Origin of the sequence: Chloroflexus sp. (genome assembly GCF_034434295.1) — a bacterium.
In the GTDB taxonomy this organism is placed as follows: Bacteria; Chloroflexota; Chloroflexia; order Chloroflexales; family Chloroflexaceae; genus Chloroflexus.
Genome location: NZ_DAOTZQ010000130.1, coordinates 1 through 19,462, shown reverse-complemented (window position 1 = coordinate 19,462; position 19,462 = coordinate 1). Strand labels below are relative to the sequence as shown.

Below are 19,462 nucleotides of genomic sequence, written 5' to 3'. Positions count from 1 at the left end.
GGTTAATGTGAGCCCGTGTCGAGCCGGCAAGGTCACACTCGTGCAACAAGAACGTACCCACGTGCGGTAAGGCAGGTAGTTACTCAATACAATAGAAGAGATCACGCCATGAAGCGTTGGACAACATCATTAATCGCCATGTTCGCGTTGATGGTGCTGGTGAGCTGCACGATCGTTACCGATGTGCCGACAGCCAGTCCGTTTGTGAGCACTGCGGTTCCAGAATCAACGCCAACGGTAGTCAGAGAACAGGTGTTGCGCATCGGAATGGTGACCGAACCACCTGATCTGCTGCCGTATCACAGCAATCCCACCGATGAGCGTTTAACAGCGCCACTGACTGAGTTGATCTTCCCATCACCAATGCTGGCAGTTGATTTTCAACTGCAACCAACCGACGTGTTAACACATCTTCCCGATTTCACAAACGGTGATGTGATGACAGCAACAGTGACGGTCTTTCGTGATGCGTTGGGGCAAATCTCAGAAACACCCACCGACACGACTGATAATGTCACTCAGGTGAGCGTGACGTTTCATTGGAACCCCAATCTGCGCTGGGCTGATGGAACACCGGTGACCGCAGCCGATTCGGTATTTGCCTACGAACTGGCGCAACAGATCGACCTCGGTCAAGCGGCAAATAGTCGGCTGGCGATGACGGAACGCTACGAGCAAATCGACGAATACACCACGCGAGCGGTGTTGCCCCCTGATGTTACCGATCCGGCGTATATTACCAGTTTTTGGACGCCATTGCCGCGCCATCTATTGGCCGATCTGGATGCACAGCAGATAGGTCAGAGTGAATTTGCCCGCCGTCCGCTGGGGTATGGGCCATACGCAATTAAAAGTTTCGAGGGGGGAACACTCGAATTAGTTCGTAATCCGTACTATTGGGGTGAAGCAGCGTCGTTCGATACCATTGTTGTTGTTTTTCGCAGTGAACCCGGTCAGTTGGTAGATCTGGTGCGTGGTGGCGGATTAGATCTGGCATTCATTGAACAGCCAACACCGGCCCTGCTCGATCAATTGCTGGCTGGTGCCGATCAACAAGAACTTCAGCTCAGTACCTCACCGAACACCATCTGGGAACACCTCGATTTCAATCTCGATGTTCCATTACTGCAAGATATTCGGGTTCGCCGGGCCATTGCCTATGCCATCAATCGCCCTGCACTCGTTGAACAGCTCCTCGGTGGCCGGAGTAATGTGTTGGAAAGCTGGATTCTGCCGGGACAGCTCGGCGAACCGCCTCTCGACCAGATTACGCGCTATGCTTACAATCCCGAAGAGTCCCGGCGCCTACTCGATGAGGCGGGTTTATTCGACACCGATGGTGATGGCTGGCGTGAATATGAAGATTTGCCAATTGTACTGTCGTTGGTGACTACGGCCAATTCGCCATTACGCGAAGCGGTAGCAGCTCAGATTGCGAATGATCTGGCTCAAGTTGGCTTGAATATTGAGGTCGTACCATTACCGCCGGGCGAGTTGTACAGCACTGAAGGGCCGTTATATCAGCGAACGTTCCAGTTAGCGCTGTTTGGCTGGATTGCCGGCGCGCATCCGCGGGGTTGGGAGTTGTGGAGTTGTAGCGGGGTGCCGGGTGAAGCAAACAACTGGACGGGCAATAATTTTGCCGGTTGGTGCTTCTTCGAGGCAAATGAGGCCATTAATACGGCGACGACGGCGCTTGATCCCAATGAGCAGATTGCTGCCTACCTCCGCCAGCAACAGCTCTTCACGCAGGAGGTGCCGGTGTTGCCACTCTTTCAGCGGATTGATGCGCTGATTGCCCGGCCTGGTTTGAGCGGCTGGCGGCTTAATCCAACGGCACCGTTTACGTGGAATATTCAGGAGTGGCGGGTTGCCGGTGAGTAAGATTACATCTTGATGGGTACGGTGTATCCTGGTTGAGGATACTTTGCGGTCAGGCGCTTCACGGCGTTCTGCTGCGATGCCGCTCCTCGTAGGGCGAGTTTCCCGCCCCTCCTCATCCATCCCCGTTACCAGGGTGACGTACCGGCATGGGGTCGCGCTACACGCCGCGTCTACCGTTGCGCACCGGCAGACTCGGAAGCGTGGCTTCGTCTTCGGGTAATCCGGTCTGGAAACTGTACCCACGCCTTCTCTCCTACCCGATGTGACTGCATCAGCTACCGGCACAACAGGTCGTCGCGGTTACGCTTCCCAAAAGGGTTTGGCCCAACCGCGACGACTGATTTCGCTCCGTAAATCGAGCATGGCGGTGTAGGTGGGTAGAACGGCGAGCGTTTCACCGGGTGGTAGTCTGGACAGGGCGGTGTCCAGGGCAGTGGGAAGATCATCGATAACGGTAATAACCTCACCGGCCACACCGGCGTAGTCGAGACGCAGGGCCATGTCGGCGGCGCGGGTGCCACTGACGGTGACGTGGGCAACCCGGTTTGCCAACGGTTCAAAATCGGCATCCCACAACCACGAGACATCGGTGCCGTCGGCGAAACGGTCGTTGATAGCAATCAAAAGATGCAGGGGTTGGCTGGTGGCTGTTGTAAACATCCGTACCGTCTCGGAAGCACCGACCGGGTTTTTGATCAACGCAATCAAGAGCGGTGGCCCATGAGGGCCGGCAGTAATTCGTTCAATCCGACCAAAAGCGGCCTGAAAGTTCTGGAGGGCACTGCTAATGGTGGTAGGGTGGATTCCTAATGCCAGCGTCGCTGCTGCGGCTGCCAGGGCGTTTTGGGCATTGTAGAGGCCGGGCAGTGGTAGACGGAACTGGAACGTGCCATCGGGATGGGTAATCTGAAGGTCACTCCCATCAAGTCCGCGTGGTTCAAGCACGGTCAGGGCAATTTCAGGTTCTGGACGGTGCTGACCGCACTGCGGGCAGGTATAGTGACCGATGTGAGCATAGAACACGTGCTGGTAGTGATAGCGATGACCACAGGTGTGGCAGAACTGTGAGTCGGCGATGTGCAGTGCCGCACCGGTAGCATGGCGAACATCTGCCAGGCCAAAGGCAATAACCTGTGCCGATAACCTCTGTACGATACTGGCCAATGCCGGATCATCGGCATTGAAGACGACGGTGCTGGTTGGGGGAAGTGTTTGCAGTGCGGTTCGCCAATGCCTGGCGATGGTGTCGATCTCACCGTAGCGATCAAGTTGATCGCGGAACAGGTTCAACAGCACAACCAGGCGTGGTTGAGTCTCGGCGATTGCCTGGGGCAGTGCCGCTTCATCCGTCTCGAAAAGTGCTCTGTGTGCACGTGGCCGTCCGCGCCAGTCGGCATCGGCAATGGCAACTGTGGTCAGACCGGGCAACAGGTTCGCGCCAGCGCGATTGTGTAGGAGCGGTTGCCCGGCATGTTCGAGAATAGCGGCTATCATCCGACTGGTGGTCGTCTTGCCATTAGTACCGGCGATCAACGCAACACCTTCGGGCAAAGCGGTGCAGAAGTTGGTCAGAATGGTCGGATCAAGGATGCGAGCGACCTGGCCGGGAAGGCTGGTACCACCACCTAAGCCCAACCGTCGCGAGAGAGTACCGGCAGTGCGAGCGAGTGCGAGTGCTGCGGTTGTGCGGAGACGGTACATAGCTTTTAACTCAAGCCTGCTTGGCGCAGAGCAGCAGCCAGCGGATTATCATCGTCGTCATCGTCATCGCCACTGCTGGCAAAGAGCGATGCTGATGGGGGTACTTCAACTTCATCGAAGAGATCGTCTTCTTCCCAATCCAATGCCAGGTTTTCGGCGCCGACCAGCGCAATAATATCATCGACACTGAACAACATCAGGTTGACCTGATCATCCGCTGCGGAGCGGAGGGACAGGTCGTCAATCAGGTGTAGTTGTGGCAGGGCGGCGAGCACTTCAGCGAGCGGTTCTGGTCGGCGGGGTGGCGGATGATCACTTGCCATCAGCGCATCGGCGGCAGCACTATCAGCCGGTATACCGGTATCAACCAGCAAAATCGTGATGCCTACCCGATGAAAGAGCAAACGCAGAATCTGGCGGGTCTCGTTAAGCTGGGCAACTGCCCGGCGCAGGGCACTGGCGGTGCGACTGGCTTTGATCTCGAACACCCAGGCTGTGCCATCAACAATTGCCAGGGCATCCAGCTCGCGATACTTAATCTGGGCCGTCCGGTTGCGACGCTCTTCGTACTCAAGAATCCGGCGTTCGTCGAGGGTCAGGTGAGTAGCCAGCCAGTCGCGCAACGCAGCTTCAGCCTGTCCACCAAAAATATCGCGCTGGCGTGGTGGACGAATCGCTTTCTGATTTTTGCGTTGCAGCCTGAACTGCTCGACAAAGGCCCGGTAGCGACGGTCGTCTTCGGTTGTTAAGCGCACCCGCGCATAGCTCACCGCCATCTAACCATTCCTTCCCAATTCAACCGACCGCCGATAAGCCGCCCAAATGGCATCGGCCAGGACAGTGCGCAGACCACCGCGCTCAAGCTCACTCAACGCGGCGGCGCTGGTACCACCGGGAGAGGTGACTGCATTGCGCAATTGTGCCGGATGCAAACCACTCTGAATGGCGTATTGCACCGAGCCGAGCATTGTCTGCTGTACCAGCTCTTCGGCAATCCGCCGCGACAGGCCAAGGTGAACACCGGCATCGATCATCGCTTCCATCATCAGGAAGACATACGCCGGCCCGGTGCCATTGATCGCGGTTGCCATATCGAGATAGGTCTCGTTATCGACAAACAACTCACGACCGAGCGCACCCAACACAGTAGCTGCCCAGCCGCGCTGACGCTCATTCACCGCCGGTGCCGCAGTCCACACCGTCATCCCGCAACCGATTTGGGCGGGAGTGTTGGGCATGCTGCGCACAACCGCCTGATGGTCAAGAGCTTCAGCAAACGACGCGATGGTAGCGCCGGCGATGACCGAAATCGCCAGATCGTCGTCACGCAAAGCGCCGCGCAGTGGTGGCAGCACCCGGCGTAACTGCTGCGGCTTGACGGCGAAGATGACAACCCGTCCCCATTGGGCAGCGGCCAGATTATCGTGCGTGGTCTGAATGCCGTAGTGATGGCTCAATTCGCGCCGGCGGTCTTCGCGGGGATGGCTGGCTAAAATCTGATCGGCGGCAACCAGCTCGTTGCGTAAAAGGCCACCGATAATTGCTTCGCCCATCGCGCCGGCCCCGATAACGGCAATTGGTAAATCTGAGAGCATAGTTGTTGTACCTGTAGCTAGTGCTTTGTCTGTTCGCCGTTGGACGGCAAATCATGTCTGTTCTGGGGAATATGATACCACGGGATGGGTGGGGAAGAGGAAGCGCAGATTGAGGCTGGTGGGTCAGGTGCTGTCGGATCGCTATCACTGAGTGTTTTGGGTACTGAGGCCAGACTTCAGTACCCAAAACCTGCATCTCTGGTGCTGATTATCTGATGATCTGGGGGAGAAAGACCTGACTGCGCAGAGGGACATATCTGACCAGCCCGTAAAATGCCTTCCCATCAATCAGGCTAAACGTCCCACTTACCCAGGTCAGGCCGTTGGCGTCGCACAGCAGCTTGTGGATTGCGTCGTCATAGTAGTGAGCAGTTTGATAAGTATTTGGAAAGGTAGTGGGTATGATCTGTCCGTTGCGATCAAGATGAGTGAGAAACGGGTGACGCTCATATGTGTTCGCTATCCCACCGACCCATAGTGACCCATCTCCTGCCAGGCACGTGGATTGGACGGTATGAAAACTGGTTGGGGAAGAGAAGCCAGTGTCTACTGTTCCGTCATTATTCAAACGAACCAGGTTGGGGCGTTCTTCACTATCAACCATTGTAAAGAATCCGCCCACCATCAAATCACCAGCAGGTAGTGGTGTAATGCTGTACAGGGAGCCGAGCTGGGTAGATGAAGTCCGAAATGCCGGAGGCGTAAACGTGTTATCAATATTGCCATCGCTATTGAGGCGAAGCAGGCCGGGTACGCTGACTCCGTTGTAGCTGCTGAAATCGCCGGCCACAACGATCTTGTTCCCCTGTATAGCAAGTGCATAGACTGTCCCATTGACATTACCAATCGTGAAGGTTGGATCCGTACCTGAAACATCAGCGTTCAGTCGTCTTAGCCATCCCCACGATCCGACTAACACTTTATTGTCACTTTGAATCGCTAATGCAGTCACATAACTATAATCATTCAAGGCGGAGATATCGGTGAGGTTGCCGTTCGTTCCAACCAGAAAAAGTCGATTAGGCCAAAACCCTGTAAGCGCACTGCCATTGGGTAACGTGAGCGTGGTGCGACTGTATCCGTCAGGATCGTTCGCAAATGGATAGAAGTCCGGATCGAGGGTGCCATTGGCGAGAAGACGGGCCAGGCCAAAGTGGGGAGAACCGTTGGCATGACTGAAATTACCGGCGATCAGTAGTTTGCCGTCTGCATACCGGCTGATGCTGTAGATAGTTGCTTCGTCTCCAACCAGCGGGTGGAATGCAGGTACTCTCTCTAAACCATTGTAGTCAGAATTGAGCAGTGCCAATCCATCGAAGATACCAATCTCGCTTGAACGTGCAGGTAAGCCTTTCCCGCCAGCGACAACGTGACCATCACTGCGGACTGCGAGGGCCAGAACATCTGAGTTGTCGCCAAAACTGACCATTGTTCTATATCTGCCATCAGCAGCATACCGCCATACCTGGCCCTGATGTTGCGTTGGGGAACCGTTGATACATACTGCTGAATACCAGCCTCCGATCAAGAACCCCCCATCGGGCAGTGCGACTAAGGTGGTAATCGATTCAAGCCAGTTTGGATCGGGATCGAGATCGAGAGGCATGCGTTTGAGAACACCATCCGGTGTGTACCACGCAAATGAACTATCACCGCAAATGTCCTCGCGGCCAACGACGACCGAATTATCGCGTAACACGGCTACTCGTTTACTCTCCATCGAACCGCCGTGCACAAATCCGGTATCGAGCACGCCATTATTTCCCAGGCGAGCGATGCCAGTTTGAGGGGTGTTGTTCACCTGAGTAAAGTCACCAACGATGATATATTTGCCGTCTTGTTGTCTGGCAATATCTCGTACAGTACCGTTGGGGCCACTGCCTGTGCCGTTAAAGGTTGTGTCAGCCGTTCCATCAGGATTCAGACGGGCAACATACGGAGTTGGTTGATAAAAAGCTCCACCAATCACTATCTTGGCTTCATCAACCAGTACGGCAAAAACCGGTCCACCGATGCTTATGACATTGAATGTTTCGTCCACCAATCCATTTGGGTAAAGACGCAAGAGGAAATAGGTAAATGGTGACGGTAATACCCTAAATGTACCGGCAATGATGATCTTACCATCAGACTGGACGGCAGCTTCATAGATTTCTGTTACCATGAGGCGGCTATCAACCTGAAAGGTGGTGTCAACAGTTCCATCACTGTTGAGGATAGCCAGACTGCGTGGAGTCGGCTGTCCACCAATACTGACGAAACGTCCCCCGATTAATGTTCGTCCATCGCTTAGCGGAACCAGCGTGTTAATGGTGCCTGGTGAGGTAAAGATGGCCGGGTTCATTGTAAATAACGTATCGGTAGTGCTTGTAGTAGGAATAGCCTGATCACCGTATGATTCAGGTTGGGCAAGGGATGTGTCGGTTGTCGGTGTTACGAGCGCACAGAGTAATAGCCCCGTCAGAAGCCATCTTGTCAGGTGGGATGCAATGGTGTTCATAGGTGGTCCTTCGTTTCTGTAAGTGGTTTTGTTGGTGTTGAGTGAACCGGGGGCTAAACGTTGAGCAGAAATTGTTACAGCGTTATCATAACAATAACGCTGTTTTTTTCTTTAACAATGTACGAATCCTCTATTTGGTGTGAAGGGTTGGTAACTGCTCATAATAATCTTTCCAGGCTTACCAACAACTGACCAATGTATCAATTCTCAGTTCAATATGTTTTGCCAATCTGCAAAAACACCTGAATCTATGCAGTTGTTGATTTAATGGGATTGATATCTGTGAGTCTATACGCAATGTTACGGTTGTCTTTCGGTTGTATTCATTGACGGTTATAGCTTCAGGATTAGCATTTATTTCTGTGTATCATGGCTATGCGTGGTACGATGATGCTACAAGCAGGCGCAGTAGTGGTGCCACGGTCAGCAAAATGATTCGGATAGTTGTATTGTGTTATACGATGTAGTGCGAGATCGTTTTGAATGCAGGTGTAAAGCATATGACCCTCACACACGAAGAGACTATCGTCTTACGCCCGGCAGTGGCGGCAGGTACACGACCGACGCTACTGGCGGTGTTTGCGCATCCTGATGATGAGAGTTTTGGGCCGGGTGGGACTCTCGCCCGTTACGCCTGGTCGGGTGCCGCCGTGCATTTGATTTGTGCCACCGGTGGCGAAGAGGGAACGGTTGACGCCGAACTGTTGCAAGGGTACGAGTCGGTAGCAGCGTTGCGCCGGGCAGAGTTGCTGCGTGCTGCCGAGGCGTTGGGTTTGAGTAGTGTGACGCTGCTTGGGTATCGCGATTCGGGTATGGCTGGTAGCGCAGCCAATCAGCACCCGGCGGCTCTCATTAATCAGCCACGCGAGCAGGTGGTTACGCAGTTGGTGCGCCTGATCCGGCACTTTCGGCCACAGGCGGTGATCACATTTGATCCAATCGGTGGTTACCGGCATCCCGATCACATTGCCATTCACGAGGCAACGGTTGCCGCATTTCACGCCGCAGGTGATCCGGCTGCCTTTCCGGCAGCCGGTGTGCCGTATGCGCCACAAAAGCTCTATTACACGACCTTCTCGCGGCGCCTGTTGCGTTTGCTGGTCAGGCTGATGCCACTCTTTGGGCGTGATCCACGGGCCTTTGGCCGTAATCGGGACGTTGATTTGACCCAGCTCGCCAATGTTGAGTTTCCGACCCATGCCCGGATTGATACGACCGCGGTGCAGTCCCAGGTGCGAGCTGCGGCGCTGGCTCACGTCAGCCAGGGCGCCGGTGGGCCACTGACCCGTGGCCCATTGAGTAAGGTGTTGAGTTTATTGGGGCGGACAGATACGTTTATGCGCGCCTATCCGCCGGCGACGCCCGATGTGCGCGAAGATGATCTGTTTGCCGGCGTTACGTGGTGATGATCGCCGCCGGTGGTGTTGGGGCGCGGTAGCCAGTGTTCGGCGACCGGTTGGAAGCCGGTGCTGCGTTGATCAAAACGGAGATGCTGGACACGGGCACCATCAGCCTCGATAGTGATCAGATTGCAGGTATTTGCGCCGTGCTCGTCACCGTAGCCACGGCGCGATGTTGTTGTACCGCTCTGCACGATGTAGGTGCCGTGCCGGAGTTCGGGTAGAAAATCACGGGTGTTGCCGACAAAGCTCAGGTGGAGATGCCCACACAGCAGCAGATCGACGGCAAATTCGGCGAGAAGCTGCATCGCTTCGCCGGCATTGGCAACCAGGGGGCGCTTGCGCCGGTACGCAGGCGGAAAGCCAACCGGATGATGCCAGACCACAACTTTGTAGGTGTCGGCAGCGAGACCGGCAAGCTGATTGCGCAGTGCCTGCATCTGGTCGCGATTGAGCCTGCCGCCGTCAATCGTCCAGCCATGCGCGGTGCACGCCCCGATTACGGCAAGGCCAGGTGCGGTGAAGACCGGGTTTAGATCAGGAGTGATATAACGGCGATAGCGGTCGAGTGGTCTGAACAGCCGCTCGTGGAGCAGGAAGAGGGGAACATCGTGATTGCCGGCCACGACCAGTTGTGGCTGCGGTAGACGACGGCGTAGCTCACAGGCGGCCTGCCATTGGCGAGAGAAATCGGCGCGTTGCACAAAATCCCCTGAGATAACGATGAGATCGGGGTTGAGTGCGTGCGCATCGACGATCAACCGTTCAGCGGCAGCGGGGTTGAACGGTGGGCCGGTATGGATGTCGGAGATGTGGAGAATGCGAAATGGCATAGCTTACTCTCCGCTGGTTGGGGATGTGGTATCGGTAGCACAAGCCTTCTCGCGGGCGAGACGGACAATGGCGCGCACGATGAGCAGGAGTTCGACCGCGACTGCCAGTACGAAGCCATACTTGAGTAGCGTTGGTATGATCTCCACGGCGGTTCCTTTCTTCTTGGGTAGAGCAGGTTCGTTCAACTTCAGGAATGTCTCGTCTATCCACGGAGTTCCCAGCGGCTACCGAGCGGCGTTTTGCGAATTTCGACCGTCGCCGGGAAGCGATCCTTCAAATCATCAATATGCGTGATTACGATGATACGAGCAAAATCGCGTTGCACAGCGGTGATTGCTTCGACCATGCGTTCACGACCATCGGTATCGAGCACGCCAAAACCTTCATCAATCACGAGGGTTTCGAGCCGGGCACCGGCGCGGTGGGCGAGCAACCGCGAAAGAGCGATCCGAATAGCAAAATTGACCCGCATCGCTTCACCACCGCTAAACGCAGCGTAATCGCGGGTGCCGAGGGCATCAGCGATCCGTACCTCTAATGTCTCAACCGTATCCCCTTTTTTGGTGTCACGCTGCATCTCGAAGCGCAGATGCATCTGCCCATCGGTCAGGCGTGCCAGCAGCCGGTTAGCCTCGTCTTCGAGTTGAGGAATGGCAGTTTCGATCAGCATGGCCTGAACGCCCTTTTTGCCGAAGGCTTCCGCCAGCTCGGAAAAGAGAGCGGTGCGTTCGCTAAGCTGACGTTCCTGTGACTGAAGCGACTCAACCTCGGCTGCCGCAGATTCAGCCTGTTTACAGTAGGCTTGCTTTTCAGCCAGATCGCGTCCGGCTGCCTGAAGTGCCTGTTCGTTCGCGCTGAGTTGCTGTTTTACCTGATTGACCGTTGCCTGTACGGTCGGTAAGATTCGCAACTGATGGGCCAATGCTTCAGCTTCGGTGTGTAGGGCTTGCCGTTCGCGTTCGGCGTGATCGCAGAGCTGTTGGGCCTGCTCGCGTAGTTTGCGGTCGGTGGTGTAGCGTTGCTCGGCCAGAAGCAGATCGCGTTCTGCCTGTTCCCAGCGGGTGAGGCTGCGTACCAGCGCACGTGCCACTTCGAGGTCTTCCGGTCGGTAGTTGAGAGATTCAAGTTCGGCAACCACCTGGCGTCCGGCAACCCGAATCTCGTGACCAAAGTCATTTTCGGCGATCTGGCGTTGCAATTCAGCTACTGTCGCTTCGGCAGCGGGCAGATCACGCAGTGCATGCTCGATGCGTTCAATATCGTTCTGGCAGGTACTCAATTCGCCTTCGAGCCGGCTGTGTTCGCGCAACTGCTGCTCAAGTATCATCATCTCGTCGTTGAGCATGCGGAGATCGCGCTGCACACTCTCAATGTCTCCCGCCGCCTGCAGATTGGCGATCAGGGTGTCCAGCTCGGCCTGTACCGCCGGATTGATGGAGCCGGTGGCCAGTTGTTCGGTCAGTGCGGCAATGCGCTGCGCCAGTTGGTCACGTTCGGCTTGCCAGGTGGCAGCCTGATTGAGCTGGTGGTGCAGGGATTCAATCGTTGCAGCCTGTTGACGGAGTCTGGCTAGCTCCTGTTCTGTGCTGGTCAGAATGTGGCGAATCTGTTTCAGTTCTTGTTCGGCGGCCCGGATCGCTGCTTGCGCCTGGGTCTCCTGGGCTTGCAGCCGTTCCAGTTCTTGCCGGTAATGGGCGTACACGTGGTCGGCTTCGTTAGCGGCCAGGTGACGCCGACAGACCGGACACTCCCCCTGGCCGGTGGCGAGTAATGCCTGATTGGTCTGCAATGTCTGGATGTCACGGCGGGCCTGGGCAGCCTCTGCACGAGCGGCGCTCAACCGATCCAGCACGACTTGCTCTTGCTGGCGACGTTCAAGCTGTTCAGCTTCAAGGGTCTGGACACGGGCCTGGGCATCCTGTGCCGCACGCAACGCATTTCGCCAGGTTTCAATGTCGCTGAGCTGGCGGTCGAGGCGGGCAAGTTCCTCATGCGAACGGTTTAGCTCACTTTGCAGCATATTCCGCTGTTGTTCGAGTTGATTCTGGAGAAGGCGCTGTCGCATCACCAGGTCACGAATGTGGTTAAGGTGTTGTTCAAGTGCAGTGCGCTGGTGCTGACACTGTACCAGCCGTTCGTGAACTGGTACCAGTTCGCGGAGGCGCTGGTGAATCGCTGCTACCCGTTGCTGCAACCCGACAAGGCGTTGGGCTTCGGCGTACAGCCGATCACGTTGCTGAATGGCGTGTGACAACCGCTCGTTGAGCAGGTTGAGTGCAGCCTTTAATTCCTGTTGTAACTCGCGTTTGCGGGCGATTAATTCGTCGTAGCGGTTACGAAGCTGCTCAAGTCGTTCCAAATCGGCACGAGCTGCGTGCAAGTCGGCCAGACCGGCCTCGATAAGCGGACGTTGGGCGATGGTCTGCTCAGCCTGGGCAATGCGTTCATTCAGCTCACGTAGCTCATGGCTGTAGCGTTGAATCTCATCGGTCAGGATGGCAATGCGGTTCTGGACTTCGCGTTGCCGATGCGCTGCTTGCTCCAGGTGACGTAACTGTTCGGATGCCTGGGTGAACTCTGCTTCTAGCGCTGTGCGTTGCTGTTGGAGTGCGTGCTGTCGTTGTTCGGCTTCAGCGACGGCTTGCTGCCAGAATGGTACCTGACTGGCAAGCGGTTGGAGTGCTTCGAGCTGGCCACGTACCCGAATCAGATCGGCTTCGAGGTTTCGCACCCGTTCGCGGGCACGGCGTTCGAGTTCGGCGTATTCGGCCAGATCGAGGATTTCGGCCAGTACCTCTTTGCGTTCGGCTGGGGTTTTGCTGGTGAACTCGTCGGCTCTGCCCTGTAGCAGGAAGGAAGCGTTGACAAATGTGTTATACGACATGCGCAACAGTTCGGTAATTTTGCGCTGGGTCTCGCGGATGGTGTTTTCCCCGATGGGGCGCCAGGTGGTACCGTCAAACTGTTGTAGATCAAGCCAGGTTTTGCCAGCGCCCGTGCCGCGCCCACTACTCCGCCCGCGTTGACGCTGGCGAATAACCCGGTATTTGCGTCCGTCAAGGGCAAAGACCAGCTCCACCATCATCTCTGTCTCGCCCTGGGTAATCAGATCATCGTCGGGTCGGCGTGCTTCGCCCCACAATGCCCAGGTAATCGCGTCGAGCAGGGTGGATTTTCCGGCCCCGTTTTCGCCCGATAAGCAAAGGACGTGCAGGCCGTCGAGGTCGAGGCGGAGCGGATCACCATCTTCGGTGGCGCGGTAGCACATAAAGTTGCGCAGGGCCAGTTGGAGAGGGATCATAGGGTGATTTCAGTATTGTCATGGCGAGCGCTATCTGCGCCCAACAGGCTTCTCTGGGATCAGTTCTGGTTCGACGTTCAGTGCTTCGGCGATGCGGCGAATGACCTGATCGCTGAAGCTAATCAGATAAAATGGCGCCAGCGGTAAGCGTTCTCCCGAACGAAGGGCCAGGAGCAGCCGGTATTGGGACCGACGCAAGACGCGAACTTCTAACCCCTTGACATCGACGAGCTGACGTTCCTGGTGCCTGCGTCCAAGCAGCCCGTATGAGGTGACGGTCACCAGTTTGCGACGATGGTCAATCTGGCAAATTCCCAACTGACCACCGGTGATCAGGGCAAAGAATGCCATGCCAACGAGCAGAGCAAGGGCGATGGCGGTACCGCCGGTCAATGGTTGGTTACCGCTAACGATTGACTGCACGATGGTGCCTACTCCGTAAGCTACCAGGCCAACAAAACTCCAGGTTAGCCAGGGAATAAAGTGAATGGTCAGACGTTCGGGATTACGCTGCGCTAACTGCCAGGTCATACTGTTCACCTATGTGTACTGTCGCTATTGCCATTATATCAGGTTAGAAGTTATCTCATGCATTACTGACCGTCTCCATGATCGTGACCATCACACAGCATTCCCGTGACCAGTATGGTCAACGGCGTGCCACACGCCGGATCGTGAGCACGGCTGCTGCGGCAGCCATGCTGCCGCACTCCAAACGCCGCGACACGCGCATGGCGAACGGGCAAGGCAACCAATTCAGCGAGTTGATAACACGCCCGAAGCTGCGCTCTGCTAACGGGCCAGGAGCGGTAGACTATCTTTGGTGATTGGCAAACGTGCATGCGCCTGTGTAATGGTTGGGTGGCACGACAGCACGGCTTTTTATGCAATAAGCGCTAGTGATCGCTTATTGACCGGCCTATTGGCGAGTGCTACTATTAGCGCAATGTGCAATCCTTGCAGCACGGGGAGAATGAGGAAGGTTATGGAAGCTATCTTTTCGGTCGAAAACCTGTTGGCGCTGGTAACGTTGACAGTGATGGAAATTGTGCTCGGTGTTGATAATATCATCTTCATCAGCATTTTGGCCGGCAAATTGCCCACTGCGCAGCAACGTCCGGCGCGGCAGATCGGCCTGACCCTGGCGCTGATTACCCGACTCCTGTTGTTACTCTCGATTAGCTGGATTGCTGGTCTCACCCAGCCGCTCTTTGAGATTGGGCCGTGGCACGTTACCGGTCGGAGCCTGATCATGCTCGGTGGTGGCCTGTTCCTCATCTACAAGGCGACGACCGAAATCCACGAGAAGCTGGAGGGTGTCGAGCATTCAGAAAAATCAGCGGCAGTGACAACAATGCAGGCGGTGGTTGTTCAGATCATCTTGCTGGACATCGTCTTCTCACTCGACTCGGTCATTACAGCGGTTGGCATGGCGAATGAGTTGTGGGTAATGATGGCCGCAGTGATCATTGCGGTGGGGGTGATGCTCTTTCTGGCTGAAGGGATTGCAAAGTTTGTCAGCGATCATCCCACGATCAAGATGCTGGCGCTCAGCTTCCTGTTACTCATCGGTTTCTCGCTGGTTGCCGAAGGCTTTGAATTGCACATTCCAAAGGGGTATATTTACTTCGCGATGGGCTTTTCGGTGATGGTCGAGTTGCTGAATCTGCGGGTAGCGGCCAGGGCGCGCCAGCCGGTACAGTTGCATCAACGCTACGACACGACCAAACTGAGCCATTGATCGTATGCTGAATACCGTCTATTTGCAAACCTTTCTTGCCGTTGTAGAGACGGGATCGTTTTCAGCCGCCGCCAAGCGACTGCATCTCTCACAACCGGCAGTGAGTCAGCAGATTCGGGCTTTAGAAGAGCAGGTTGGCGGTGTGCGGTTGTTTCGGCGGAGTGGGCAACAGATGGTGCTGACGTTGGCTGGTGAGCAGTTGCTGACCAGCGCCCGTGAAATGGTAGCCCTGGCTGAACGCACAGTGCAGGCGGTCAGTGCGTTACGCGGTCAGGTTGGTGGGCGGGTGGCGATTGGTTGTCTTGCCGGGGGGGTTGAGGCATTTCTGCCGCATCTGCTGGCGATTGTGCAGCGTCAGTATCCGGCGTTGACGGTAGATATCGAGTTGCAGCAGGCTGAGCGCTTGTTTGAGGGACTGGCCGAGCGGCGCTTTGATCTGGCAATTCTGAGCGATGCACCGCGGCGACGCGGTTTCGAAACTCGCTTACTGGCCGGTGAACGGCTGGCATTGATGGCAGCGATTGGACACGACCTGTTGCAGCAGGAGCAGGTACCTGCCGGTGTGCTGCGTGACTATCCGCTGGCACTGCCACGTGTCGGCCATCCGTTGCGCCGTTCTATCGAAGATGGTTTACGGCGGCGCGGTCTTTCGGCTGGCGAATTGCGTGTTGTCTGTGAAACTGATAGTCCGTTACTGCTACGGGCAGCAGTAGAGGCCGGCCAGGCGCTGGCCTTTTTGCCGGTCAGTGTGCTACCTACACGTCTGGATCGGTTGGGAGTGGTGGCGTTAGCCGGTCAGCCACTGGTGCAGGAGTGGTACCTGATTCGGTTGCGTGAGCGAACAACGGCCCGGATTGTTGATTTGTTGGTCGAGTGCCTGTTGGGTGAAGAGGCGCGCTCAACGCTCCTGCGCCTGGGATTGTCGGCATGATGATGAGCGTCTGATCGGTGCGAGGAGACACTCTCACCCATGAAGGCGGGGCGGGTAGCAGCGGCGCAGGCTGTAGCGCCTGGGGTGCAACCACGCAGTGAATCTCATCAAACACATATCCAGTGGCGCTGTTGTGTACGATGCACCGGTGATTGGAGCGGGTGTCGCCGGTCAGGTACATGATCGGCGCGAGGAGACACTCTCACCCATGAAGGCAGGGCAGGAAGAAGCGGCGCTGGTTACAGCGCCTGGTGTGCAACCACGCAGTGAATCTCATCAAACACGTATCCAGTGGAGCTGTTATGTACGATGTACTGGTGATTGGAGCGGGTATTGCCGGCTTAGCCGCTGCTCATGCGTTGCAGGCTGGCGGTTTGCAGGTGCTTGTGGTTGAGGCACGGCAGCGTATTGGCGGTCGTATTTGGACGGATACGCGCTACGGGCCAGTTGAATGTGGGGCTGAGTTTATTCACGGGCAGCGGGCGGCAACCTGGGAGTTGGTGCGGCGGGCTGGCTTGCCGACTTCGCGGTGGGGTCGTGATCGTCTTTTCGCCGTTGGTGGTCAGATTCTGTCAGCCGATCATTCGTTTGGGCAGTCGGTGATCGCGCTCTACCAGCATATCTGCAATTATCGTGGTCCTGAGTTGAGCGTTGCCGAATTGATTGAGCAGTCAGTCGCGTCGCCAGAGGTGAAGCTGCTGGTTGGGCGCTGGCTGGCCAATATCGAAGGTGCTGATCTCAACCGGTTGAGTGCGACCGCACTGGCCCGCGAACGGCGATTGAGTACCATCGGCGAAGATAATTTTCATATCGATTGCGGGTACGAGCGTCTGCTGACACCGCTCAGCGCCGGTTTGAGGATTGAACTGGGGGCAGCGGTAACGCAGGTGCGTTGGGATTCTGATTGGGTTGAGGTCGGGCTGGCCGATGGACGATGGCTTCAGGCGCACTATCTGGTGGTGACGGTGCCCGTTTCATTGCTGCAAGCCGGTATTCCGGCATTTGATCCGCCGCTACCGGTCGAGAAGCAGGCGGCGATAGCCGCGATTCCGATGGGGCACGTGACCAAACTTGTGATCTGGTTCGACCGCCAGTTTTGGCCGGATTTTACGGTGCTCAGTACCGATGGCGTGATTGCTACCTGGTGGCCGGTGTTGAGTGCTCACACGCCTACGCTGATGGGCTATATGGGTGGGCGGCAGGCATTGACGGTGGCCGATTTGGGGCAAGATGAAGCGATCAGCGTGGCGTTGGGTGAGTTACAGCATCTGTTTGGGGTGGATGTCAGGCCGTACTATCGGGATGGGCGTCTGGTTGACTGGTCGTGCGACCCGTGGAGTCGGGGGGCGTACAGTTTCAGTGCGGCCAATACGCCGGCTGCGCGTGTCGCGTTAGCAGCACCACTCGGCCCCATTCATTTTGCCGGTGAAGCAACGGTGACCGGTGCCGAGATTGCGACGGTGCATGGCGCCTTTGAGAGTGGGCGCCGGGCAGCGCGGGCGATCCTGCTGGCCCAGGGGTAGCAGATTCAAACACACCTCTAACATACTGCTAGTGTATCGTTGGTAGAAAACAGGTACACTACACACAGATACAAAAGCCCGCAGGGGACACAACAACGTTGCAATGGGAGGCCAGTCATATGGGCAAGATTGTAGGAATTGACCTTGGCACGACGAACTCGTGCATTGCAGTCATGGAAGGTGGCGATGTGGTCGTCATTCCAAACGCGGAAGGTAACCGCACGACGCCATCGGTAGTAGCTTTCGCCAAGAATGGTGAGCGGCTGGTGGGCTTGACCGCTAAGCGGCAGGCGACCATCAATTCCGAAAATACACTGTATTCCGTGAAGCGCTTTATCGGGCGTTCGTTCGATGAAGTGACCGAAGAACGTGAGCGTGTGCCGTTCAAAGTGGTGAAGGGGCCACGCAACGATGTACGAATCTACGTACCGCAAACGAACAAAGAGTATGCGCCGCAAGAGATCTCGGCAATGGTCTTGCAGAAGCTGAAAGCCGATGCCGAGGCATTTCTGGGCGAGCCGGTAACGCAGGCCGTGATCACGGTGCCGGCCTACTTCAACGACAGTCAGCGCCAGGCAACGAAGGATGCCGGTAAGATTGCCGGTCTGGAAGTACTGCGTATTATCAACGAGCCAACGGCGGCTGCGTTGGCGTATGGCCTCGATAAGAAGAAAGATGAGACCATCCTGGTCTTTGACCTCGGTGGTGGTACCTTTGATGTGAGCATCCTCGAAGTTGGTGATGGTGTGATCGAGGTTAAGGCGACCAGTGGTGATACCCACCTCGGTGGTGATGACTACGACGCAGCCATCGTCAACTGGATTATTGAAGAGTTCCGCAAGGATCAGGGTATTGATCTGAGCAAAGACCGGCAGGCGCTGCAACGCTTGAAAGAGGCGGCAGAGAAGGCCAAGATGGAACTCAGCTCGATGATGGAGACTGAGATCAACCTGCCCTTCATCACCGCCGACGCGAGCGGGCCAAAGCACCTGGCGATGAAGCTGACGCGGGCGAAGTTCGAGCAGTTGACGGCACACCTGACCGAACGGCTGCGCGAGCCGGTGTTGCGGGCGTTGAAGGATGCCGGCCTGCAACCCAGCCAGATCGATGAGGTGGTGCTGGTCGGTGGTTCGACCCGGATGCCAGTTGTACAGGAACTGGTGCGCAAGATGCTCGGTAAGGAGCCGAACAAGAGCGTGAACCCGGACGAGGTGGTCGCGGTCGGTGCGGCAATCCAGGCCGGTGTGTTGGGTGGTGAAGTCAAGGACGTGCTCTTGCTTGACGTAACGCCGCTCTCGCTCGGTGTCGAGACGCTCGGTGGGGTAATGACGAAGCTGATCGAGCGCAACACGACCATCCCCACCCGCAAGACCGAGATCTTCTCGACGGCGGCTGATGGGCAGACGGCGGTTGACATTCACATTCTGCAGGGTGAGCGCGAGATGGCAGCCGACAACATCACGTTGGGTCGGTTCCGCCTCGAAGGGATTCCACCGGCGCCGCGTGGTGTGCCACAAATTGAGGTGACCTTCGATATTGACGCGAACGGTATCTTGAACGTGAGCGCACGCGACAAAGCGACCGGTAAGGAACAGCGGATCACGATTACGGCCAGCACAAACCTCTCGAAGGAGGAGGTCGAGCGCATGATCCGCGACGCCCAGGCTCATGCTGCTGAAGACAAGGCTCGCCGTGAACTGGTTGAGCTGAAGAATCAGGCCGATAGCCTGGCTTATCAGGCCGAGAAGTCGCTCAAGGAGTTGGGCGATAAGGTTGACAGCATCGAGCGTAGTCGCATCGAGGGCCTGATCAAGGATCTGCGCGAAGCGATTGCGCAAGAGGATCGCAGCCGCATCCAGCAACTCTCGAACGACTTGCAGCAGGCGATGTTCAAGGTCTCGCAGGCGGCCTACGGTGATGGCGCTGCACCGGGTGCCGGTAGCAGTGGTCGTAAAGACGATGGCGTGGTAGAGGGTGAGTATACCGTGAACTAAGCGCTCCTGTCACCTGCTCCTTGCAAGTGCGGCAGCAAAAGCTGCCGCACTTTTGCAT

At 56.5% G+C, this 19,462-nt stretch carries 14 protein-coding genes; 6 read left to right on the top strand and 8 right to left on the bottom strand.

The features are described from left to right. Positions 1–108: 108 nt before the first annotated feature. Positions 109–1,884, top strand: a complete 1,776-nt coding sequence (locus tag VAE57_RS17420; RefSeq protein WP_322823105.1) for a peptide ABC transporter substrate-binding protein — start codon at positions 109–111, stop codon at positions 1,882–1,884. A 300-nt stretch (positions 1,885–2,184) separates the two neighbouring features. Here VAE57_RS17420 and VAE57_RS17415 read toward each other — a convergent pair whose 3' ends face one another. From VAE57_RS17415 to VAE57_RS17400, 4 genes are all read right to left on the bottom strand, one after another. Then, the gene (locus VAE57_RS17415; RefSeq protein WP_322823104.1) at positions 2,185–3,585 is read right to left on the bottom strand and encodes a MurT ligase domain-containing protein; all 1,401 of its coding nucleotides are present in this window, start codon (positions 3,583–3,585) and stop codon (positions 2,185–2,187) included. A 5-nt stretch (positions 3,586–3,590) separates the two neighbouring features. Next, positions 3,591–4,361 carry a hypothetical protein gene (locus VAE57_RS17410; RefSeq protein WP_322823103.1) on the bottom strand — a complete coding sequence of 257 codons (771 nt, stop codon included), beginning with the start codon at positions 4,359–4,361 and terminating at the stop codon, positions 3,591–3,593. Further along, positions 4,362–5,180, bottom strand: a complete 819-nt coding sequence (gene proC, locus VAE57_RS17405; RefSeq protein ID WP_012258104.1) for a pyrroline-5-carboxylate reductase — start codon at positions 5,178–5,180, stop codon at positions 4,362–4,364. A 208-nt stretch (positions 5,181–5,388) separates the two neighbouring features. Continuing rightward, positions 5,389–7,680: a delta-60 repeat domain-containing protein gene (locus tag VAE57_RS17400; protein WP_322823102.1), complete on the bottom strand. Its 2,292-nt coding sequence runs from the start codon at positions 7,678–7,680 to the stop codon at positions 5,389–5,391. Positions 7,681–8,180: 500 nt separating this feature from the next. On the opposite strand from VAE57_RS17400, the gene VAE57_RS17395 reads away from it, so the two are divergent. Continuing rightward, positions 8,181–9,086 carry a PIG-L family deacetylase gene (locus VAE57_RS17395; protein ID WP_322823101.1) on the top strand — a complete coding sequence of 302 codons (906 nt, stop codon included), beginning with the start codon at positions 8,181–8,183 and terminating at the stop codon, positions 9,084–9,086. Here the strand turns inward: VAE57_RS17395 and VAE57_RS17390 are convergent. The 4 genes from VAE57_RS17390 to VAE57_RS17375 are packed head-to-tail and all read right to left on the bottom strand — an operon-like array spanning position 9,026 to position 13,746. Continuing rightward, complete coding sequence (locus VAE57_RS17390; RefSeq protein ID WP_322823100.1) at positions 9,026–9,913, bottom strand: metallophosphoesterase family protein; 888 nt, start codon at positions 9,911–9,913, stop codon at positions 9,026–9,028. The two genes, VAE57_RS17395 and VAE57_RS17390, sit on opposite strands and share 61 nt — an antisense overlap. 3 nt (positions 9,914–9,916) lie before the next feature. Next, positions 9,917–10,060, bottom strand: a complete 144-nt coding sequence (locus VAE57_RS17385) for a hypothetical protein (RefSeq protein WP_322823099.1) — start codon at positions 10,058–10,060, stop codon at positions 9,917–9,919. A gap of 56 nt (positions 10,061–10,116) precedes the next feature. Next, positions 10,117–13,215: an SMC family ATPase gene (locus VAE57_RS17380; protein WP_322823098.1), complete on the bottom strand. Its 3,099-nt coding sequence runs from the start codon at positions 13,213–13,215 to the stop codon at positions 10,117–10,119. Between the two features lie 30 nt (positions 13,216–13,245). Beyond that, positions 13,246–13,746: a hypothetical protein gene (locus VAE57_RS17375; protein ID WP_322823097.1), complete on the bottom strand. Its 501-nt coding sequence runs from the start codon at positions 13,744–13,746 to the stop codon at positions 13,246–13,248. Positions 13,747–14,200: 454 nt separating this feature from the next. On the opposite strand from VAE57_RS17375, the gene VAE57_RS17370 reads away from it, so the two are divergent. The 4 genes from VAE57_RS17370 to dnaK all read left to right on the top strand — a co-directional run bounded on the left by VAE57_RS17370 (position 14,201) and on the right by dnaK (position 19,404). After that, on the top strand, positions 14,201–14,956 hold the full coding sequence (locus VAE57_RS17370; RefSeq protein WP_322823096.1) for a TerC family protein: 756 nt from the start codon (positions 14,201–14,203) through the stop codon (positions 14,954–14,956). A gap of 4 nt (positions 14,957–14,960) precedes the next feature. Then, positions 14,961–15,887 (top strand): LysR family transcriptional regulator, encoded by a 927-nt coding sequence (locus tag VAE57_RS17365; protein ID WP_322823095.1) that lies wholly within the window; start codon positions 14,961–14,963, stop codon positions 15,885–15,887. A 302-nt stretch (positions 15,888–16,189) separates the two neighbouring features. Continuing rightward, positions 16,190–17,410, top strand: a complete 1,221-nt coding sequence (locus tag VAE57_RS17360) for an NAD(P)/FAD-dependent oxidoreductase (RefSeq protein ID WP_322823094.1) — start codon at positions 16,190–16,192, stop codon at positions 17,408–17,410. Between the two features lie 119 nt (positions 17,411–17,529). After that, positions 17,530–19,404, top strand: a complete 1,875-nt coding sequence (dnaK, locus tag VAE57_RS17355) for a molecular chaperone DnaK (protein ID WP_322823093.1) — start codon at positions 17,530–17,532, stop codon at positions 19,402–19,404. Positions 19,405–19,462: the final 58 nt, after the last annotated feature.

What these genes read in the sequence shown, in the direction of transcription:
- VAE57_RS17420 (WP_322823105.1), top strand. Translation starts at nt 109, where the DNA reads ATGAAGCGTTGGACAACATCATTAATCGCCATGTTCGCGTTGATGGTG.
- VAE57_RS17415 (WP_322823104.1), bottom strand. Translation starts at nt 3,585, where the DNA reads ATGTACCGTCTCCGCACAACCGCAGCACTCGCACTCGCTCGCACTGCC.
- VAE57_RS17410 (WP_322823103.1), bottom strand. Translation starts at nt 4,361, where the DNA reads ATGGCGGTGAGCTATGCGCGGGTGCGCTTAACAACCGAAGACGACCGT.
- proC (WP_012258104.1), bottom strand. Translation starts at nt 5,180, where the DNA reads ATGCTCTCAGATTTACCAATTGCCGTTATCGGGGCCGGCGCGATGGGC.
- VAE57_RS17400 (WP_322823102.1), bottom strand. Translation starts at nt 7,680, where the DNA reads ATGAACACCATTGCATCCCACCTGACAAGATGGCTTCTGACGGGGCTA.
- VAE57_RS17395 (WP_322823101.1), top strand. Translation starts at nt 8,181, where the DNA reads ATGACCCTCACACACGAAGAGACTATCGTCTTACGCCCGGCAGTGGCG.
- VAE57_RS17390 (WP_322823100.1), bottom strand. Translation starts at nt 9,913, where the DNA reads ATGCCATTTCGCATTCTCCACATCTCCGACATCCATACCGGCCCACCG.
- VAE57_RS17380 (WP_322823098.1), bottom strand. Translation starts at nt 13,215, where the DNA reads ATGATCCCTCTCCAACTGGCCCTGCGCAACTTTATGTGCTACCGCGCC.
- VAE57_RS17375 (WP_322823097.1), bottom strand. Translation starts at nt 13,746, where the DNA reads ATGACCTGGCAGTTAGCGCAGCGTAATCCCGAACGTCTGACCATTCAC.
- VAE57_RS17370 (WP_322823096.1), top strand. Translation starts at nt 14,201, where the DNA reads ATGGAAGCTATCTTTTCGGTCGAAAACCTGTTGGCGCTGGTAACGTTG.
- VAE57_RS17365 (WP_322823095.1), top strand. Translation starts at nt 14,961, where the DNA reads ATGCTGAATACCGTCTATTTGCAAACCTTTCTTGCCGTTGTAGAGACG.
- VAE57_RS17360 (WP_322823094.1), top strand. Translation starts at nt 16,190, where the DNA reads ATGTACGATGTACTGGTGATTGGAGCGGGTATTGCCGGCTTAGCCGCT.
- dnaK (WP_322823093.1), top strand. Translation starts at nt 17,530, where the DNA reads ATGGGCAAGATTGTAGGAATTGACCTTGGCACGACGAACTCGTGCATT.